This is a genomic window from Streptomyces sp. NPDC002209 (assembly GCF_042890265.1).
GTDB lineage: Bacteria > Actinomycetota > Actinomycetes > Streptomycetales > Streptomycetaceae > Streptomyces.
Genome location: NZ_JBIARX010000016.1, coordinates 114,664 through 133,116, shown reverse-complemented (window position 1 = coordinate 133,116; position 18,453 = coordinate 114,664). Strand labels below are relative to the sequence as shown.

Here is an 18,453-nt window from a genome sequence, read left to right as displayed (position 1 = left end):
CACGGCTGACGGCTCACGGAGAGGTCGGGTAGATGTCCGAGGACACCATGCGGGCGATGGCGTACGAGACGTACGGCGGGACGGAGGTGCTCACCGAGACCCGGCTGCCGATGCCCAAGCTCGCCCCGGGCGAGATCCTCGTCCGGGTCGAGTGCGCCTCGGTCAACCCCGTCGACTGGAAGATCATGGCGGGCGGGCTCGACGCCCTGATGGACGTCATGTACCCCGTCGTACCCGGCTGGGACGTCGCAGGAACGATCGAGCGGGTCGGCATCGACGTACCCGAGTTCTCGGTCGGCGACGAGGTCATGGCGTACGCCCGCAAGGACTACGTGCACGGGGGGACCTTCGCCGAATACGTCAGCGTGCCCGTCCGTGCCGCCGCGGCCAAGCCCGCCTCGCTCAGCTGGCACGAGGCGGCCGGCCTGCCGCTGGCCGGGCTCACCGCCTACCAGCTGCTCACCCGGCTCGCCACCGGCAAGGACGACACCGTCCTCATCCACGGGGCCGCGGGCGGCGTCGGCTCCTTCGGCGTGCAGATCGCCCGCGCGCTCGGCGCCCGGGTCATCGGCACCGCCTCGCCGCGCAACCACGACCGGCTGCGCGACCTCGGCTGCGAGCCCGTCGAGTACGGGGACGGCCTGGTCGACCGGGTGCGTGCGCTCGCCCCCGGCGGGATCACCGTCGCCGCGGACTTCGTCGGCGGCGTCCTCGACGTCACCCAGGCGGTCCTGGCGAACGGAGGCCGGCACGCCTCCATCGCCGACCACACCGTGCTCGGTGCGGGCGGCCAGTGGATGTGGGTACGGCCCGACGCCGAGGGCCTGGCCGAACTGGGCCGGCTCGCCGACGGAGGGCAGCTCAAGGTCCCCGTCGCCAAGACCTTCCCGCTGTCCGAGCTGGCGGCGGCCTTCGAGTTCAGCCAGACGGGACGCGCCGCCGGGAAGATCATCGTGGAGGTCTGAGGTCCCGTCCCCTCAGTTCGCGTCGGCGGTCGGCATGTTGTGCAGGTCCACCATCGTCCGAACGGCCGGGGGCAGCCAGTCCCCGGCCGGCTTCTCGTCCCCACCGCCCAGCCGCGCCAGGATCTGCGCCGGGGTCGGCCGGCCGGCCGGATCGGGGGAGAGGCAGGCCGTCACGATCGCCGACAGGTCCGCGGGCAGCAGCCGCAGGGCGGGCTCCAGTTCCGCTCCCTGCGGGAAGGGCGCGGCCCCGCACGCGTGGCCCAGCACCATCCCGAAGGCGTACGCGTCCACGGCCGGTGTGAGCGGAGCCCCCGTCAGCTGCTCCGGGGCGAGGAAGCCCCGGGTGCCGATCAGGTAGTCCGCCCGGGTCAGGGCGGTGGCGTCCACGGCCCGGGCGATCCCGAAGTCGATCACCCGCGGGCCCGTCTCCGCGATGATGATGTTGCCGGGCTTCAGATCGCGGTGGACGATCCCGCAGGCGTGGATCCCCTCCAGCGCCTCGGCCACCCCCAGGGCCAGGGTGCGCAGGGTCCGGGCGGGCAGGGCCCCGTGCTCCCGCAGGACGGCGGCCAGGGACGGGCCCGGGATGTACTCCGTCACCAGCCAGGGCTGCTCTCCCTCGGCCGACGCGTCCACCACCTGTGCCGTGTGGAAGCCGCCGACCCGGCGCACGGAGTCGATCTCCCGGGCGAACCGTTTGCGGAAACCCGGATCCGCCGCCAGGTCCGCCCGTACGACCTTCACCGCCACGCGCCGCTCACCGGGGGACAGCCCCAGGTAGACCGTCCCCATCCCGCCCTCGCCGAGCCGGGCCGTCAGCCGGTAGCGGCCGACCCGGCGGGGGTCGTCGGGCAGCAGCGGATCGTGCCGCACGGGCCGTAAGGAAACCCCGGCGGGCACCGCCCGCGCGCCGCGCCGGAGGACCTCCGCGACCGCCACCTCACCTTCGGCGAGCAGGGCCGCGGCCTTGGCCTCACCCTCGGCGCGCAGGATGGAGGACTGCTTCTCGCCCTCGGCGCGCAGGATCTCGGACTGCCGGACACCTTCGGCCTGGAGGATCGCGGCGCGCTTGTCGCGGTCGGCGCGCATCTGCTTCTCCATCGAGTCCTGGATGGAGGTCGGCGGCTCGATCGCCTTGAGCTCGGCGCGGTTGACGCGGATGCCCCACTTGCCGGTGGCCTCGTCGAGGACCCCGCGCAGGGCCGCGTTGATCTCCTCGCGGGAGGTCAGGGTCCGCTCGAGGTCCATGTCGGCGACGGTGTTGCGCAGGGTGGTGACGGTGAGCTGCTCGATGGCCTGGATGTAGCTGGCGACCTCGTACGTCGCGGCGCGGGGGTCGGTCACCTGGTAGTAGATGACCGTGTCGATGTTGACGACGAGGTTGTCCTGGGTGATGACCGGCTGCGGCGGGTACGGCACGACCTGCTCGCGCAGGTCGATGCGGTTGCGGATCGTGTCGATGAACGGGACGACGACGTGGCGGCCCGCGTTGAGGGTGCGCGTGTAGCGGCCGAAGCGTTCGACGATGGCGGCGCTGGCCTGCGGGATCACCTCGACCGTCCTGATCGCCACGAACACCAGGCCGATCAGGAGCAGGGCCGCCGCCACCCACAGGAGCACTTCTGGCAAGCTGGTTCCGAGAAGATCTGCTGACAAGTGCTTCCGCCCCTCGCGCGCGCACGCTCTGCCGGTAGCGAATTCTGACAGAACTCCGTTGCCGCGCACATTGATTGGGCGAGGTTGACCCGTGACCGGGAAGCGCGGGACGGCCGGGCGCCGCCCCGCGTTTCCCAAGGCCGGTGGTGGGTCAGGGGAAGGAGACGACCGTGGACGGGGTCGTCGACGTACCCGAGGTGGGTGCGCCCGTGGTGTTGACGACGTGCTCGTACTGGCCCTTGCCGCCGAGCGAGACGACGAGCAGGTCGTGGAACCTCACGCCCGGCTTCACCGGCGCCTGGAAACCGTGGTCCTGACGGATCGTCGGGTCCACGTTGTAGAAGCAGTAGCTGCCCAGCCCCCAGCCCTCGTGGGTGGTCACCGAGTCGGCCACCTTGTAGGCGGCGTAGCCCTTGGTCGCGCCGTTCTGGATCGCCGCCTGGTTGGGGGCGTCGTACGCCTTCTCGTTCTGGAAGAACACCGTGCGGCCGCGCTCGCCGTTCCACTGCACGTCGTACTTGTTGAAGTGTTCGACGAACAGCCCGGTGGCCAGGACGTCGTCACCGTTGACCCGGAACCCGTAGTCGGCGCGGTTGGTCTCCCAGCCCACCCCGTCGCCGTGGTCGGCACGCCAGATCCAGGTGTGGTCGACGATCGTGTCGTGGTTGTTGATCACCATGCCGACGTCCGTCCTGCCGGCGCCGGCGCCGCCCACGCGGACGAACACGTCCTGCACGGTCGTCGGGTTGCCGCCGTGGTCCGTGGTCGTCCCGGCCGGGCCGACCTCCAGCAGGCTCGGCGAGTCGACCTGGCCGGCATCGATCAGGAACCCGGCGAGCCTCACCCCGTCGACGTCGGCGACCTTCATCGCCGTCACCCCGTTGTCCGGGACGATCGTCGCCAGGCCGAGGCCCAGGACGACCGTGTCCGCGCGGTTCACCCGGATGGTCTGGTCGACGTGGTAGACGCCGGGCGTGAAGAGCAGGTGCAGGCCCTGGGCCAGCGCCTGGTTCATCGTCGCGGCGGTCGTGCCCGGCTTGACCACGTAGAACCGGCTCAGCGGGATCGAGGTGCCCTGCGGTGCGCCGTTGCCCCAGGAGGTGCCGCGGGCGTTCACCCGCTTCGCCGGAACGAAGACCTTGTACTCGCTCCCGTCCAGGTAGAGGAACGGCTTCTCCCGCGAGACGGGCGTGGAGTCCAGCGTGGTGTACGGAGGGTTCGGGAAGGACTGGGCGGGCGCGCCCTGGACCCCGGAGAAGACCTGGTTCCAGACGCCGTTGCCCCAGCCGCCGATCGCGCTGTCGCGCGTGTACCACTGCTGCTGCGAGTAGTTGCCGACCTGGCCGTCGATCTTCGAGTCGGCGATGTAGCCGCCGGAGGCCCAGCCGAAGCCGTCGGGGGCGAGGTTCAGGCCGCCCTTGACGTGCATGCGACGGAAGGGCGCGGCCTGCGATACGGCCCAGCGGTCGGTGCCGTTCACCGGGTTGAGCGCGAGGTTCTCGGCCGAACGCCAGAAGTTCTGCGTGGCGTTGCCGCCGAACCAGCCCGCGTCGACGGTCACGTCACCGTTGATGGTGGTGTCGTCGGGGCTCAGGCCCAGTCCCGAGATGGAGGTGTAGAAGCCGATCTGGGCGTTCAGGCCGTTGTAGGTGCCCGGCTTGAACAGGAACTGGTAGCGCCCGGCGCCGAACTGGGCCGACTCCTGCTGCCGGAAGACCTCGTCGAGCCTGGCCTGGATGCCGGGTGTGGACGGGTCGAAGACGATGACGTTGGGGCCGAGGTCGCCGCCGCCGGGGAGGGCGGGGCCCGAGTCGGTGGTGCCGTAGACCTGGAACTCGTAGAGCGAGTAGCCCCACTGGGTGGCGCGCTGGGTGCCGTACACGCGGACGTAGCGGGCGGTGCCGGTGATGTCGTGGGTCCGCACTCCGCCGGTGGCGGTGCTCGTGGAGTAGGCGGCGCTCCAGTGCGTGCCGTCGTCGGACAGCTCGATCCGGTACGCCTTCGCGTACGCGGTCTCCCAGTGCAGCACCACCTGGCTGATCCGGGCGGGGGCGCCGAGGTCGACCTGTATCCACTGCGGGTCGGCGAACTGGCTCGACCAGCGGGTGGCGTTGTCGCCGTCGACGGCGGCCGAGGCGGGGGTGGCGGCGTTCTCCTGACCGGAGGCGGTGGCTGGTCTGCCCTGGGAGAGGAGGACGGGCGCGGCCTGGGCGGTGCCGCCCGGCAGCAGTACGAGGAGGGCCGCGACCAGCGCGGCGGCGAGCGCCGCGACGGTCAGTCGCGGTGGATGGTCCGAGAGGCGGGGCATGGGGGGCTCTCCTGACGTCGTGGATCCGGGGGGATCGAAGCGTGAGTGAACTGCCCGCCACGAGGGCCGTCAAGGGTTTCCGCGTTCATGAAGTGAAGGCCTGATGAGGTGTCAATTGCCGGTAGGGCCTGTGAACTCGGAGTTTCTTCAATCCTTGTGAAAAGTGTTGACGAAAAAAGGTGTCAGCACTCTACTGAGACTTCAGGCCGCTCTGTCCCGCCACGCCCGCTGGGCGGGACAGAGCTCGGCCGCCTTCGGGGAATGGCCCGGGCCGGAGGGCGAGTGCTGCCGTGCGTTCGTTACTTGTCGCCAGGGAGGCGGACGCCTCACCCGAGCGGGGGGACCGCCCCGCACTCCGCCCAGGCGACCTCGACGCCCGTGAGGCCGGCGGACCAACGGCCTGCGAGCGCGCCGAGACCGGCCGCATCCGGCGGGCCCGCGCCGAGCCCGATCGCATACCGGGCCGAGACGGGGGAGAGCGCGAACGGCCGCGGCCAGGCGTGCACGTCCCGGACCCCGCCCTCCTCCAGCGCACCGAGCAGGGCGCGCATCCGGCCCCGGGCCCGGCCCAGGTACTCCTCGAACTCCCGCGGCGCGTCGGCCCGTACGGTCACCACGGCCCACGCCGCGTGCCGGCGGTGCAGCGGCGGCACGCCGAGGGGCAGGACCTGGGGGCGGGGCTCCGCCTCCAGGAGTTCCCACGTCCGGTACAGCTCCCGGCCGAGCAGGTCGCGCAGCCCCGGGCCGACCTGGGGCGTGCAGCTGCGCGCCGGTGCGGAGGGAGTGAGGACGGTGACGGGATCCGGGGCTCCGTGCGCGAGCGGGTCCGCGTGCGGGTCCGGGATCAGGGGCGCCAGGGCGATCGGGTCGCGCCAGTCCCAGGCCGCCCAGGTTCCGAAGAACTCCCGGAGCAGGGCGGCGGGGGACAGGTCGGCCGCCCCGCGCACCGTGCGCGCCGCCAGTACCGCCCAGGCCACCCCCGGCAGTCCGCCGAACGGCGCCGAATCCAGCCCCCGCGCCCGCGCCCACGCCTTCACCTCCCGGGCCAGCCGGACGAACGCCGCATGCCGCTCGGAGCCCGCGAACTCCCGCACCGCATCGGCGTCGCTCACCGCGCTCAGCGCGACCGCGGCCGCCTCGCCGAGCTCGGCCCGGCGCTCCACCGCGTGCGCCGGGTCCAACGCGCCCGCGGCGACGACCACCAGGTCCACATCCGCTCCGGCCGTACGCAGCCGCAGACCGGGCACCCGCGCGCCCTTCACCTCCCGCAGCCCTTCGGCCTCCGGGAGCGCTGCCGCCACCCGCCGGCGTACCTCCTCAATGCCTACCGTGCCCGGAAGTACCGCGACCAGGTCGAGGTCGGCCCCGGGCAGGGCGCAGCCCATGCGCCGGGATCCGGCGAGGTGCACCACGCCGTCGCCGAGCGCCGCCGCGATCCGGGCGGTGAGGGACTCGGCTTCCGCGTCAGGTGCGGATGCCGCTTCCGGCTCGGCATCCGGTTCCCGGCCGGCCTCCGGTTGCGGTCCGGCCTTCGGTGCCCGGCCGGCCTCCGGTTGCGGTCCGGCCTTCGGTGCCCGGCCGGGCTCCGGTCCGGGCTCCGGTCCGGGCTCCGGTTCCGGCGCCCACCGCCACTGGCCGCTGCCGAGTTCCACGGTCGCCCGGACCTGCATCGGCCCGTCCCCGCGCCGTGACAGCACCGCGAGCTCCCCGACCCGGGCCTGCGTCCCCGTTGCGGATCCGCCCAGTCGCGCGGTGAACTCGGCCAGGGTCCGCTGCGGATCCCGGCTGCGCCCCAGCGTCAGGTGCGGGGTGAAGCCGTCGCGCCCACGGCACCCCGGGAACCGCTCGGCGAGCCCCCGCCGCAGCTGCTGCCACGGCGCGTCACCCGCCGCCGCCGGGTCCAGCCACACCGTGGCGTCCTCCCGGTGCCCGAAGCTGTGCACCCCGGCCATCCGTGCCGTGAACGGCGGCGTCTGCGCGGCCGCTTCGGCCAGCAGCGGCAGCGCCTCCTCGAACGAGGACTCCGGTACGAAGCCGAACAGCAGGTTCACGTGCGCCGGCCAGCGGTGGACCGCCGGGTCGTGCTCCCGGCGCAGCTCCTCGACCACCGGATCGTGCGGCGCCAGCCAGGCCACCGCCGTCCGCGCGGTCGCCCGTACACCGAGGGCCGAGCGCCCGGCGTCCCGCTCGGTGAAGTCCACCACCGCCTCGACCCCGAAGTGGTCGGAGATGAACAGCCCTTCCGGACCGGGGGTGTCGCCCCGCAGGACGGCCTCCCGCACCCGCGCCCCCGCCGAGCGCAGCAGGACCCGGTCCAGCCGGGCGGCCCGCCCCGACAGCGAGCCCACCGCGGCCAGGGGATTGGCCGCCGGGTCGAAGGTCGGCGTGGCGTCCTGCGCCCCGTGGATCTCGCTCCACGTGTCCCGCATGCCGAGTGCGGCCGCCGGACCCTCCGGACCGGAGCGGCCGTCGTTGAAGTCGCCGAGCGCCGCCGCGTCCGCCTCGATGCCGCTCAAACCCTCGGCGATCCGGGCCAGTTCGACGCTCCGCCGCCCGGCGCCGTCCGCCGTGTGATCGCTCGTCAGATGGACGCAGGCCACGACCAGTGGGCCGGTGGCGGTGTCCACCGTCACGGCGGCGACCGCCTTGTGCGGCCCCAGCAGGTGCAGCCCCGCCTCCCGCACGGGCAGCCGGCTCAGCACCAGCAGCCCGCTCGCGGCGACGTCCTTGCCGCGCGGATCGGTGCCCACCGTGTATCCGGCCCGCACCCACGGCTCCTCCAACAGCATGCCGAGCAGGGCGGGTTCGACCTCCTGGAGGGCGATCACATCGGCGTCGGCGCCCGCCAGGTCGGCCAGCAGCATCGGCCTGCGCCGGGCGGTGTCGATGCGCGGGGCGTCGTACCGGTCCCACAGGGTGTTCCAGGTCAGCAGCCGCACCTGCTGCGGCCCCGGGCCGCCGGCCGGGCCGGACGGCGCGGACCCGCCGGCCGGTGCCCCGGCCGGCCGCCAGGCGCCGCCGTCCGCCGGATCCCATGCGTGCGGGGTCCGGGAGGTGAAGAACGGGGCGCGCAGCAGCCTCGGTTCGCGGATCCGCCCGGCCCCGGTGGAGTCGATCCGGTCCACGCCGCTCGCCCGGTCCCAGACGAGCTCGCCGTCCGCCTCGACGAACAGCACGCGGTGCCAGGGGATGTCGCCGCCGGGCACGAAGGAGTGCAGCGGGATCCGCTTCGGCGGCGCCCCCCGCTGGTGCAGCCCGAACACGAAGCGCGCCGGATCGAACCGGGGGTCCCAGCGGACCTGGTGGTAGAGCTCCTCACTGGTGCGCATCAGCCGTCCTCGCCCCCTGCCGCGGCAACTGCCGCTGCGGACGCCCCGATGGTTCCCGCCGTGTCCTCCACGGTCCCGCCCGCCCCGACGTACCAGGTGCGGTGCCCCGGCCCGTGTCCCGGGTACGGAGGGCTGAACCGGTGCAGCTGGGTGGCCAGCACCTGCGGCGGTACGGGATGGGGGCGCACGGCGTTGCGCCGGACCAGCTCCGCCTCCTCGACCAGGACCACGGCCTGGGTGACCAGCGCGTCGCGGCGCTGCGCGACCGCGGCGACCAGGCCCCGCTGCTGCTCGGTCAGGGAGGTGGCGTCCCACACCACCGTGCCGCCGGCGCCCGCCGCGGCCGCCAGCGCGGCGTCCAGCCGGTCCAGGCCCTCGCGCAGCACGTCCGCATTGGCCCGCTGGTCGGCGCGGGAACCCCGGGCGGTGCGCAGATCGTCGAGACTGACGTACGCGGCCACGCCCGGCAGGCTCCGGGCGTACGTGCTCTTCCCGCTGCCCGAGGGCCCGCACAGCTGGACCAGCCGGGGGAAGGCGCCGTCGCGCCACCGCCAGGTCGCGGCCACCGCCTCCTCGGCGGTGGAGATCCCGCCCCGCGCGAAGGCCTCCCGGGCCTGTGCCCAGCAGCGGTCCGCCGCGTCCGCGCCGAGCCCGCCGAGGGCCTCCTGCAGCCCGGTGCGCAGCGGGCCCAGCGGATCGGGGCCGAGCAGCCCCGCCTCCTCGGCGTACAGCGCGGACCACTCCACGCACTCCCGGGCCTCGGCATCCCCCGCGGCCGCCGCACCGGCGAGCGCGTGCAGCACCCCGAGATCGGCGGCGACGGCCATCCGGACCAGCCCGGCCCGCCGCCCCTCGTCCGGGAACGGCCGCTGGAGGGACGGGTACAGCCCGACGAGGTCGGCGACCCGCCGGGCGAGCGGCATCCCGAGCGGCCCCGCCGCCAGCCGCGCCCCGATCCGGGCCCGCGGCGCGCGGTGCAGTACGGCGGCCAGTACGCCGGCCAGCCGGGCGTCCCCGGTGCGTCCCGACGCGTCGAGCCGGCCCGCCACCTCGGCGACGACCGGCGCGACCGCGGCACCGGGTGCGGTGAAGGGGGCGGCGTCCAGGCCGAGGGCGGCCGCCAGCTGCGCCGCATCGGGCTCGGAGCCCGAGCGCACCCCCCACAGCGGGGCCTGCGGACCGAGCCCGTTCGCCACCACCTGCGCGTACATCCAGTGCGTGTCCGTCTGCACATGGCCGACGCGCACCCACTTGGCGACGTACCGCCCGAAGTCCGCACGCGTGAAGCCGGCCACCGTCCGTACGACGTAGCCCTCCTGCCGTGCGGTGTCGAGCCGCAGCCTGCGCAGCGCGCGCTCGTCGAAGACGCCCCGCCACAGCACGCGCGGGGTGGGCACCCCGAGGCCGTGCAGGAAGCTCACCGTCCGGTCCCAGTCCAGGCAGTGCTCGCCGTCCCACACCGAGAAACCGTGGAACCAGCTGTCGAGGTCCTCGTAGGGGATCGAGTGGCGGGCGTACAGGTTCTCCCCGCACACCCGCCACCCGGCCGGTATGCCGGCGCCGATCCTGCTCTGGAGGCCCTTGACCCAGGCCCGCGAGGGGTGGTGGCCCGAGTCGAGCGAGCGCGCGTGCAGACCGTCCGCGTACAGGGTGGTGTTCTCCCCGTCGAGCTTCTCGGTGACGACGACCTCGCGCCCGGCCAGCCCCGCGAGCCCGCGGGCCCGCACGTCGTCCGCAGCCGCCCCGGGGGACCAGGGCAGATGCGGCGTACGGGGGTAGTGGGTGCGCATGACGGCTCCTGCTCGACGACGGGGTGCGTCGTCACTCTAGGTATCCGGAGCCGGGGCATCCAACCAATAACCCGCGCGGGGTGGCCCGGTCCGTCAGGGCCGCCGCCCCGCCCAGGCCACCAGCCGGTCGATGGCCGGCGCGTCGGGGTCCACCGTCACGACCTCGGCGAACGGGATCCGCCCGCCGCGGGTTTCGGCCGGGAGCGCATTGCGTACGACGGCGATCACCCGCTCGATCAGGGCCGCGTCCCATTCCGGGTGCTGTCCGGTCGCCCTGGCCAGGTCCCAGGTGTGCACGGTGAGTTCGTGCGTGTAGACGGCCGCGGCGGCCGCGCCCGGCAGGACGCCCATCGGCAGGCGCAGCTGCCGGCCGAGCAGGGCAGGGTCCGCCCACACCGCGGCGACCTCGCGGGCGGCCGGCTCCCAGGCCGCCGCCCAGGCGCCGTCGGCGAGCTCGTCGGCGAAGGACGGGACGCTGAACGGGTCCTCGCCGCGCCCGATCACCGCGATCCGGCGGGCCACGGCGACGAGGTGGCTCGAGAGCCGCCGGACGTCGAACTCGTCGCAGGGGGTGGGGGCGTCGTACTGGTCGGGCCGGACGGCGGCCAGGGTGCGGCCCGCCAGCTCGACGGCCGCGGCGAGGTCGAGCCGCGGGTCGAAGGCGGTGGAGGCGGTGGAGGTGGAGGCGGACGGGGTCTCGGTGAGCTGAGCAATTTCGGTCATGAGCTCATCCTGGAAGCCAAACTGGCCACCTTCTGGCCAGTTTCCCGAGGAGAATGAACGGACCCGGGGGACCACCCGGGGCGCAGGCAGGGAAGAGGGAGCATGAGAGCGGACCGGCTGGTGGCGACCTTGCTGTTCCTCCAGGAACGCGGCCGCGTCACCGTCCCCGAGGTGGCCGCCGAACTGGAGGTGTCCCAGCGCACCGCCCGCCGCGATCTGGAGGCGCTGGCCGCGTCCGGCATCCCCGTCTACTCGCAGCGGGGCCGCGGTGGCGGCTGGTCCCTCGTCGGCGGCGCCCGGACCAACCTCACCGGGCTGACCGCCGAAGAGATCAGGGCGCTGTTCCTCGTCACCGGGCCGCTGACGGCCACCCCCGAACTGCGCACCACCCTGCGCAAACTGGTCCGGGCCCTGCCGTCCACCCTGCGGGCGGAGGCCGAGGCCGCCACCCGGGCGGGAGTCGTCGACGCGACGGACTGGTCCCGCAACGCCGTCACCGCCGATGCCGCCCACCGCTCGGTGCTCCAGGGCGCCGTCGTGGACGGGATCCGCGTCCGCCTCGGGTACGCGGGCGTCGGCAAACCGGCCGGCGAGCGCACGGTCGACCCCCTCGGGCTCGTCGCCAAGGCGGGCGTCGACTACCTGGTCGCCGGTACGGAGAAGGGCCTGCGCACCTTCCGGCTCAGCCGGGTCCGCTCCGTCGAGCCGACCGGCGAACCCGTGGTCCGGCCGCCCGGCTTCGACCTGGCCACGGCCTGGCGGGAGCTGTCCGGGGCCTTCCAGGACGGCATGTACGCGGTGACCGCGCGGGCCCGCGTCCACCCCGGCACGCTGGCCCTGCTGCAACGGTTCCTCGGCGGCCGGGTGCGCGTCGGCGGCCCGCTGCCCGACGGCTGGACCGAGGTGTGGGTCGACGGCCCGGCCCCCAAGGCCCTGGCCGGGCACCTGGCCGGGCTGGGAGCGGGGGTCGAGGTTCTGGAGCCGCCCGAGGTACGGCAGTGGCTGGCCCGGATCGGAGCCGAACTCACCGCGGTGTACGCCGGGGACGTGCAGGACGCGCCGCCCGGTCAGTAGCCGATGGTGAACCGCCGGCCCGGATGGGCGTCGCGCTCGATCTCGTCGACCAGTGCCACGGCGTAGTCCTCGGCCGAGATGTGGCTGCGGCCTTCCTCGTCCACGATCAGATCGTCGAGGGCCAGCCGGTACGTGCCCGTGCGCTCACCCGGACCGATCTGCGCTGCGGGGCTCAGACAGGTCCAGCGCACCTCCTCCACGGGCACGGTGCGCAGGAAGTCCAGCGCCTCCCCGTGGGCGTGCATGAGCGCGCGGAGCGGTTCCGGAACGCCCGCCGCCGCCGAGACCGGCGTGCCTTCCGGGGTACGCAGCGAGCCCGCCCCGCCCACGACGATCACCCGGGGGCGGGGGACGTCCGGGCCGAGCGTGCAGACGCCGCCGATCAGGGACTTGGCGGCGGTGACGAGCACGCCCGGATCCCCGGACCCGGGGCCGATCGCGCTGACGACCACGTCCCGGCCGGCGGCCGCCTCGGCGACGGAGTGCGGGTCGAGTACGTCGCCGCGCAGCACCTCGGCGCCGGAATCCACGGGCTTCGCCGGGTCCCGCACCACCGCCGTGACGTCGTGGCCGCGCCCGAGCGCCTCGCGCAGTACAAGGGTTCCGATGCTGCCGGTCGCGCCGAACAGGGCGATCTTGGCCATGGCGACTCCCTGGGGGTGGAGGCGGTACGGGCCTCCGGTCGGACCCGCGCCGCCCATCCAAGCGAACGGGCCCGCCGACACCCGGCAGCCGGGCCGGGGCCACTCGGATGATGCGCCCTGCCCCGAGCCCTGCCCCGAGCCCTGCCCCGAGCCCGGGCCCGAGCCGAGCGGCTACTGACACAGGGCGACGATCGAGGGCGAGACCGTCCCCTTGGCCGCCTCGCACAGGGGTGCCATGTCGTACGGGCGCGGCGGCGCGGACCGCGGTTTCGGCCGTACGGGCGGCCGCTTGCGGGGCTTCGGCGCCGGGGCGGGACGCACGGGCTGCGCCGGCCGGACAGCCGCGCGATCGCCGGTCCGCCGCTGCGGCGGCCGGTTCTGCTCGGGCTGCGCTGCGGGGGGTCCCGGCTCGGCCTCGGCGGCCGGCGGCTCCGGCGGGGACGCCGGCGGGGGCTGCGACGGGGGCTGCGACGTCGGCAGCCGGCCCAACGGCAGGGCCCCGACCGCCGTTTCCCGGGCCGCGGTCCGGTCCACCGCCGGAGCCGGTTCCGCGGGCCGGGTCGGCCGTACGGTCACGCACCCGGCGGTCAGCACCACCGCGGCGAGGATCAGGGGCAGGGGCGGAGCCACCCGGCGTAACTGCATCCGCCCACCCTGCCGTACGACGGCCGGTGGAACCTACGCGCCGTCACACACACGGGTGACGGCCGGGCTCGGGCCGGCTACGCGGCCGGGCGGCCCCGTGCGGCCAGCCGGAGCAGGTGTTCCAGCGGGCCCCGGCGCAGCGGGCCGTCCGCCCAGAACCGCTGCCAGGCCCAGGACGCCGTCAGCGCCACGCCCGCGAAGCCGGCCAGCGCGGCCCAGGAGGCGGCCCCGTGGGCCGGTCCGGCCAGCGCCAGCGCATGCAGGACGTACGCGCTCAGCGCCATCGCCCCGAGCGCGGTCAGCGGCCGGAGCAGCCGTGCACCGGCCGGGCTGCGCGCGGCGAGCACGAAGAGCCCGATGAGCGCGCAGCCCACCCCCGCGTTGCCGATCGTCTCCAGCGGCGTCTGGCTGTACGGATCGGCCACCAGCAGCCAGTCCCAGGAGGTGCTGGGCACGGCCCCGAACTGCCCGCGCAGCACTTCGCGTACGGGATCGGCCGCCCCGAGGGCTTCCGGATGGCGCTCCGCGACCGCCTCGAGCAGCCGCTCCCGGCCGCCGAGCACATGGGCGGCCACCCAGGCGGCGCCGTATCCCACGGCCGCGGCGGCCGTGCCCCCGAGCGCCATCCGGCGGGCGACGCGGCGTTCCCGCAGATCGCACAGCCGGCCCAGGGCCAGCCCGGCCAGGACGTACGGGAAGTAGGTGGCGAGGGGATACGCGCCGGTGAGCAGCAGTTCGCACAGCACCCGGCCCGGTCCGTCCCAGCCGGTCAGGGCGGTCGGTTCGGGGACCGCGCCGCGCCCCGAGGACTCGTACCCGAACACCGGGCCGAGCAGGAACGAGAGCAGGGGACCCGCCACCACGCAGACCCCGGCGACGGCGGTGAGCACCGGGGCGGACAGCCGGGTGAAGGGCTCGGCGGCGAGCAAGTAGACGGCGAAGAAGGCCAGGATGACCAGGATCCCCGGCCACAGTGCGGCCAGCAGCAGGCCCAGCCCGGCCAGGACCGCACACCGGATCAGCAGCGGGCGGTAGCGCAGGGCCCAGCCGGTCGGCTGCTCCCCGGGGGTCCGGCCGCGCTGGGCGAGGGCCAGCGAGAACCCGGCGAGGAGGGTGAACAGCGCGGGCGCCCGCCCGTCGGCAGCGACGAGCAGGTAGCCGGCGCCCTCGGGGCGCGGGCCCGGCCCGACGTGTACGGCGAACATGCCGAGGACGGCGAGCCCGCGCACGGCGTCGACGGCGGGGAGACGGCCGCTGCCGCTGCCCGTGCCCGTGTCGGTACGGGAAGCGCGTCGCATGGCTCTGTCCACCCTCGGCGTCGGTCCGGTGACGTGGTCGGACCGGCGGTTTTCAAGCCGCCAGTCCGCGACGCGAACGTACCAAGAAGGGCGTAACAAGGTAATAAGCAGGTATGGGGACGGCAAAGCCGCGGTCAGCGGCCGCAGTGGCGGGACCGGCGTAACCGGCGTAACCCGCAGGCCGTGCGGGCTGTTGCACGGGGAGAGGGTCCATCCACGGTGAACGGAGTTCCGATGCCGCAGCTGACCGACGAGGCCGTGACCGACGAGGACGGCGGTGGGCCGGGCACGTGGATGACCCCGCAGGAGTACGGGGCTTCGCGGGCCGCGCTCTGGACGGGCGCCGTCGTCCTGGTCACCGACGCCGACGGCCGGATCCTCGTCCAGAGCGTCGACTACCGCGCCGAGCGCATGCTGCCCGGCGGCGCGGTGGACGCGGGCGAGGCCCCGTCGGCCGCCGCGGCCCGCGAGATGCGGGAGGAACTCGGCGTCGACGGCAGCTACCCCAACGGCCTCGCCGTGGACTGGATCCCGGCGGACACCCCCGGCTTCCCGCCCGAGATGCGCTTCCCGGGAGAGATCCTGTACGTGTACGACGGCGGCACCTGGACCCCCGACCGGATCGATGAGATCCGCCTCCCCGCCCAGGAGATCACCGACGTCCACTTCGCCGAACCGGCCGACCTGCCCTCCCTGATGGACCCGGGCGACGCACGCCGCGCCCTGTCGGCGCTGCGCGCCCGCATCAACGGCGGCGGCCCGGCCCTGCTGGAGGACGGCCGCCCCGTCGCGCCGACCGCCCTGGACCGGCTCGGGGTCCTGCGCACCCGCCGCACCCCGCACCACGGCTCCTGGCATCCCGGCCCGGTGCCCCCGGAGCTGCCCGTACGGGAGCCCTCGGCCTGGCTGTTCGCCCCCGACGGCCGGGTCCTGCTGCTGATCTGCCGCACCACCGGCGCCGTCCGGCTCCCACCCCCGACGGCGGGCTCCACCCCGCTCGGCTACCGGTACGCCGACGAGGCCGCCCATCCCCGTGGCGCGGCCCGCCTCGGCTCCCCGCCCCCGGCCGCGGACCCGGCGTACGCGCGCCTGCTGGCCACCCCCGAGCAGGTCCGTGAACTCGCCGACTGGGGCCCGGCCGGCCACGCCGAACTCGCCGCCGTCCACACGGCCCGCGCCCGCCTTTCCCTCCCCCGCCCACCCCGCACCCCCCTCACGGAACTCCCCGAACAGGGCACCGGCCGGTGATGCGGCCCCCTCCGCGTCCGGCGGTCCGCCGCCGCGGTGGCCCTGAGCGGCCGTCACCGCCGCGACCTGGGAAATCCGGCGTCCACGGGTTCCGGTCCCGCAGCATGGGGGGATGAGCGACAGCGCGATCACCTACACCCTCTACGTCCAGGCCGATCCCGACCGGGTCTGGCAGGCCCTCACCGAGCCCGCCTTCACCCGGAGGTACTGGGGGCTGAGCTTCGAGACCGACTGGGCGGTGGGATCGAGGATGGCCTGGGTGGAGCGCGGCGCCCGGACCAGTGATCCCGAGCAGGTGGTCCTCGACTGCGTCCCGGGCCGTCGGCTCTCGTACACCTGGCACACCTTCACCCCGCAGTGGGCGGCCTCGGTCGGCATCGCCGAGGAGCTGCGGGCCGAGCTGGCGCAGGAGCGGCGCACGAAGGTGACGTACGAGATCGAGCCCGTCGGGGACACGCTCGCGCGGCTGACCATCCTCCACGAGGGGTTCGACCCCGGCGGCACCCTGATCGGGATGTGCAGCCGCGCCTGGCCGATGCTCGCCTCCAGCCTCAAGACCCTGCTGGAGACGGGGGCTCCGCTGCCCGAACCGGGGCACGACCCGGATCAGGGGCGGGGCGGGTACGAGATCCACGGGGGCTGAGCCCGGGTGCACCGGCGGGGGGCGGTCCGGCGCCGGTCCGCCCGACCGCCGCGCCCGCCCCCGCCCCGCCCGAACGCCCGTACGCCGCGCCTGAGATCATGTGTATCGACCACGGGAATCAGGAGCGCCGACATGACCCTCGAACACCACCGCGTCGTCATCACCGCCGCCGGCCGCGACTTCGGGCGCACCCTCGCCCTCCGGTTCGCCGCCCGGGGCGCCGAGGTCCACCTCTCCGCGCGCACCCTCGAAGGCGCCGAACGCGTCCGCGAGGAGATCCTCGCGCAGGGCCACGCCGCCGACCGCGTCCACGCCCACGCGTGCGACCTCACGGATCCCGCCTCCGTACGGGAGTTCGCCGCCGCGGTGGCCGCCCGCACCGACCGCATCGACGTACTCGTGAACAACGGCTCCCGCTACCAGCACGGTACGGACCTGCTCTCCGCATCCGACGCGGACGTGGTCGACACCCTCTCCTCGGGCGCCACCGGCACGGTCCTCGTCACCAAGGCCCTCCTCCCGCTGCTGCTGAACTCGGACAAGCCCGACATCGTGACGATGGTCTCCAGCTGCGGCGACACCGGAAACCACCGCTCCGACGCGCACGACGCCTTCTACGCCGCCAAGTCCGCCCAGGCCGGTTTCACCGAGATCCTCTCGCGCCGGCTGCGCGACCGGGGCGTCCGCGTCATCTCCCTCTACCCGCCGGACTTCGACAACCACGACCCACTCTCCCCGCAGTGGGAGAGCGCCCCGCGCACGGCGAAGGACCCGCTCACCGCCCAGTCGCTGGTGGACTGCATCTTCTTCGCCATCGGCCAGCCCCGCGACTGCTTCATCAAGTCCTTCCGCTTCGAGCAGGTCTGACGGGCATGGGCCACACCCTCGAGGCGATCCTGGACGCGGCGGCCGCCGGGCGGTTCCCGCCGCCGGACGGCGGCACCACCGTGGTCCCGCAGCCGAGCCCGCGCGACGCGGGCGTCATCGCGTTCACCGCGCACTCCGTGGTGTTCACCGACGAGGACCCGCACTGGGTGCACTCCGCCCTCGGCGCCCTCGAGTGCGACGGCCTCGCGGCCACCATGCACCCGCGCTTCCTCGCCGCCCTGCTCGAGCGCACCGGTCGCACCACCGACACCATCGACCTGCTCACCGTCGCCGCGGCGCTGCCCGGCGACCCGCCGCTGGAGCTGCGGGAGATCGCCGATCCCGACCATCCGCGGGTGCGCCGGGCGCTGCGGCGCCGCGACGACGTGCGGGTCTGGGCGGCCGAAGGGGGAGTGCTCGTCCTCGGCCGCGGCGTGGCCGGGCGCTGGGAGGCGGCGATCGAGGTGGACGAGGCCGTCCGCCACCGGGGTCTGGGCCGGGAGCTGGCCCGCGCCGCCCGCCATCTCGTCCCCGGCGGCGGCCCGGTCTGGTCCCAGCAGGCCGCGGGCAACGCCCGCAGCATCCGCGCCTTCCAGGCCGCCGGGTTCCGCCCGGTGGGCTCCGAGGCCCTGCTGCTGCCGCAGTGGCCGCAGTAGCCGTGGTGAACGGCGCCCGGGCGGGCTGAGGCACCCCTGCGCACCGGTCGTCCGCGGCCGTCGTGTGGAATGGGCGGCATGGGGAGAAGCGACAACCAGATACGCGAGGGGGGCGGCCCGGCGCACCGCGCCGAGAGCGCGACCGCCACGGCGCCCGACCACTGGCGCTACGCCCGGCACCTCGACGCCCTGGCCGCCGCGGCCGCTGCGACGGCCGGGGCCGAGGCGGACGCCGTGGCCGCCGTGCTGCGCGATCGCGACCCGGTGATGGCGGAGAGCGCGGTGGTCACCCACCTCGACCGGCGCGCCGCCCGGCTGCTGGCCGACGCGGGTTTCCCCGGCTGGGCCCGGGCCATGGACACCGCGATCGGCGCCCGCGCCTTCCCGGCCCGCCGGCTGCGCGAGTGGACCCTGCTCAAGGCGATCGCCGACGGCGCACCCTGGTCGCCGGCCGAGCTCACCGCCGCCTCCGACTGGTGCCAGCGCACCGCCGCCCAGTCGCTGCCCTCGTACGAGGCCCTCGATCTGCTCGCCGCCGCGGCCCGCACCCGCCGCGTGCGCAACACCGCCGCCCAGCGCCTGCACCGCCGCAACATCACGGGCTGAG

At 74.9% G+C, this 18,453-nt stretch carries 14 protein-coding genes and 2 pseudogenes; 7 read left to right on the top strand and 9 right to left on the bottom strand.

What is annotated here, in order from left to right; all coding sequences use genetic code 11:
- Positions 1 to 47 precede the first annotated feature (47 nt).
- Positions 48 to 965 (top strand): NADP-dependent oxidoreductase, encoded by a 918-nt coding sequence (locus tag ACFYXK_RS26700; RefSeq protein ID WP_389413421.1) that lies wholly within the window; start codon positions 48 to 50, stop codon positions 963 to 965.
- A gap of 12 nt (positions 966 to 977) precedes the next feature.
- Here ACFYXK_RS26700 and ACFYXK_RS26695 read toward each other — a convergent pair.
- The 6 genes and pseudogenes from ACFYXK_RS26695 to ACFYXK_RS26670 form a co-directional block, all read right to left on the bottom strand.
- A pseudogene (locus ACFYXK_RS26695) lies at positions 978 to 1,730 on the bottom strand (serine/threonine-protein kinase); the annotation flags it as partial.
- 123 nt (positions 1,731 to 1,853) lie between these two features.
- Positions 1,854 to 2,585, bottom strand: a pseudogene (locus ACFYXK_RS26690) (SPFH domain-containing protein); the annotation flags it as partial.
- A gap of 187 nt (positions 2,586 to 2,772) precedes the next feature.
- A complete protein-coding gene (locus ACFYXK_RS26685) occupies positions 2,773 to 4,929 on the bottom strand; it encodes a discoidin domain-containing protein (protein WP_389413402.1) in 2,157 nt (718 codons plus the stop codon).
- Positions 4,930 to 5,255: 326 nt separating this feature from the next.
- Positions 5,256 to 8,258 carry a poly(A) polymerase gene (locus ACFYXK_RS26680; protein WP_389413401.1) on the bottom strand — a complete coding sequence of 1,001 codons (3,003 nt, stop codon included), beginning with the start codon at positions 8,256 to 8,258 and terminating at the stop codon, positions 5,256 to 5,258.
- A complete protein-coding gene (locus ACFYXK_RS26675) occupies positions 8,258 to 10,048 on the bottom strand; it encodes an RNA ligase family protein (RefSeq protein ID WP_389413400.1) in 1,791 nt (596 codons plus the stop codon). Before ACFYXK_RS26675 ends, ACFYXK_RS26680 begins: the two co-directional genes overlap by 1 nt.
- Before the next feature lie 93 nt (positions 10,049 to 10,141).
- A complete protein-coding gene (locus tag ACFYXK_RS26670; protein ID WP_389413399.1) occupies positions 10,142 to 10,771 on the bottom strand; it encodes a TIGR03086 family metal-binding protein in 630 nt (209 codons plus the stop codon).
- A gap of 102 nt (positions 10,772 to 10,873) precedes the next feature.
- Between ACFYXK_RS26670 and ACFYXK_RS26665 the strand changes: the two genes are divergently transcribed.
- Positions 10,874 to 11,845 carry a helix-turn-helix transcriptional regulator gene (locus ACFYXK_RS26665; protein ID WP_389413398.1) on the top strand — a complete coding sequence of 324 codons (972 nt, stop codon included), beginning with the start codon at positions 10,874 to 10,876 and terminating at the stop codon, positions 11,843 to 11,845.
- On the opposite strand, the gene ACFYXK_RS26660 is transcribed toward ACFYXK_RS26665, so the two are convergent.
- From ACFYXK_RS26660 to ACFYXK_RS26650, 3 genes are all read right to left on the bottom strand, one after another.
- Positions 11,839 to 12,489, bottom strand: a complete 651-nt coding sequence (locus ACFYXK_RS26660) for an NAD(P)-dependent oxidoreductase (RefSeq protein ID WP_389413397.1) — start codon at positions 12,487 to 12,489, stop codon at positions 11,839 to 11,841. The genes ACFYXK_RS26665 and ACFYXK_RS26660 overlap by 7 nt on opposite strands.
- Positions 12,490 to 12,660: 171 nt before the next feature.
- Positions 12,661 to 13,134 (bottom strand): hypothetical protein, encoded by a 474-nt coding sequence (locus ACFYXK_RS26655; protein WP_389413396.1) that lies wholly within the window; start codon positions 13,132 to 13,134, stop codon positions 12,661 to 12,663.
- 77 nt (positions 13,135 to 13,211) lie between these two features.
- Positions 13,212 to 14,432 carry a DUF418 domain-containing protein gene (locus tag ACFYXK_RS26650; protein WP_389413395.1) on the bottom strand — a complete coding sequence of 407 codons (1,221 nt, stop codon included), beginning with the start codon at positions 14,430 to 14,432 and terminating at the stop codon, positions 13,212 to 13,214.
- Between the two features lie 234 nt (positions 14,433 to 14,666).
- On the opposite strand from ACFYXK_RS26650, the gene ACFYXK_RS26645 reads away from it, so the two are divergent.
- The 5 genes from ACFYXK_RS26645 (at position 14,667) to ACFYXK_RS26625 (ending at position 18,452) form a co-directional block, all read left to right on the top strand.
- Entirely contained in the window at positions 14,667 to 15,680 is a 1,014-nt protein-coding gene (locus ACFYXK_RS26645) for an NUDIX domain-containing protein (protein ID WP_389413394.1), read from the top strand.
- Between the two features lie 112 nt (positions 15,681 to 15,792).
- The gene (locus tag ACFYXK_RS26640; protein ID WP_389413393.1) at positions 15,793 to 16,323 is read left to right on the top strand and encodes an SRPBCC family protein; all 531 of its coding nucleotides are present in this window, start codon (positions 15,793 to 15,795) and stop codon (positions 16,321 to 16,323) included.
- Between the two features lie 132 nt (positions 16,324 to 16,455).
- Complete coding sequence (locus tag ACFYXK_RS26635) at positions 16,456 to 17,190, top strand: SDR family oxidoreductase (protein ID WP_389413392.1); 735 nt, start codon at positions 16,456 to 16,458, stop codon at positions 17,188 to 17,190.
- A gap of 5 nt (positions 17,191 to 17,195) precedes the next feature.
- Positions 17,196 to 17,846, top strand: coding sequence for a GNAT family N-acetyltransferase (locus tag ACFYXK_RS26630; RefSeq protein ID WP_389413391.1), 651 nt, complete (start codon positions 17,196 to 17,198; stop codon positions 17,844 to 17,846).
- 78 nt (positions 17,847 to 17,924) lie between these two features.
- Entirely contained in the window at positions 17,925 to 18,452 is a 528-nt protein-coding gene (locus tag ACFYXK_RS26625; RefSeq protein WP_389413390.1) for a hypothetical protein, read from the top strand.
- Position 18,453: the final 1 nt, after the last annotated feature.

What these genes read in the sequence shown, in the direction of transcription:
- ACFYXK_RS26700 (WP_389413421.1), top strand. Translation starts at nt 48, where the DNA reads ATGCGGGCGATGGCGTACGAGACGTACGGCGGGACGGAGGTGCTCACC.
- ACFYXK_RS26685 (WP_389413402.1), bottom strand. Translation starts at nt 4,929, where the DNA reads ATGCCCCGCCTCTCGGACCATCCACCGCGACTGACCGTCGCGGCGCTC.
- ACFYXK_RS26680 (WP_389413401.1), bottom strand. Translation starts at nt 8,258, where the DNA reads ATGCGCACCAGTGAGGAGCTCTACCACCAGGTCCGCTGGGACCCCCGG.
- ACFYXK_RS26675 (WP_389413400.1), bottom strand. Translation starts at nt 10,048, where the DNA reads ATGCGCACCCACTACCCCCGTACGCCGCATCTGCCCTGGTCCCCCGGG.
- ACFYXK_RS26670 (WP_389413399.1), bottom strand. Translation starts at nt 10,771, where the DNA reads ATGACCGAAATTGCTCAGCTCACCGAGACCCCGTCCGCCTCCACCTCC.
- ACFYXK_RS26665 (WP_389413398.1), top strand. Translation starts at nt 10,874, where the DNA reads ATGAGAGCGGACCGGCTGGTGGCGACCTTGCTGTTCCTCCAGGAACGC.
- ACFYXK_RS26660 (WP_389413397.1), bottom strand. Translation starts at nt 12,489, where the DNA reads ATGGCCAAGATCGCCCTGTTCGGCGCGACCGGCAGCATCGGAACCCTT.
- ACFYXK_RS26655 (WP_389413396.1), bottom strand. Translation starts at nt 13,134, where the DNA reads ATGCAGTTACGCCGGGTGGCTCCGCCCCTGCCCCTGATCCTCGCCGCG.
- ACFYXK_RS26650 (WP_389413395.1), bottom strand. Translation starts at nt 14,432, where the DNA reads ATGCGACGCGCTTCCCGTACCGACACGGGCACGGGCAGCGGCAGCGGC.
- ACFYXK_RS26645 (WP_389413394.1), top strand. Translation starts at nt 14,667, where the DNA reads ATGCCGCAGCTGACCGACGAGGCCGTGACCGACGAGGACGGCGGTGGG.
- ACFYXK_RS26640 (WP_389413393.1), top strand. Translation starts at nt 15,793, where the DNA reads ATGAGCGACAGCGCGATCACCTACACCCTCTACGTCCAGGCCGATCCC.
- ACFYXK_RS26635 (WP_389413392.1), top strand. Translation starts at nt 16,456, where the DNA reads ATGACCCTCGAACACCACCGCGTCGTCATCACCGCCGCCGGCCGCGAC.
- ACFYXK_RS26630 (WP_389413391.1), top strand. Translation starts at nt 17,196, where the DNA reads ATGGGCCACACCCTCGAGGCGATCCTGGACGCGGCGGCCGCCGGGCGG.
- ACFYXK_RS26625 (WP_389413390.1), top strand. Translation starts at nt 17,925, where the DNA reads ATGGGGAGAAGCGACAACCAGATACGCGAGGGGGGCGGCCCGGCGCAC.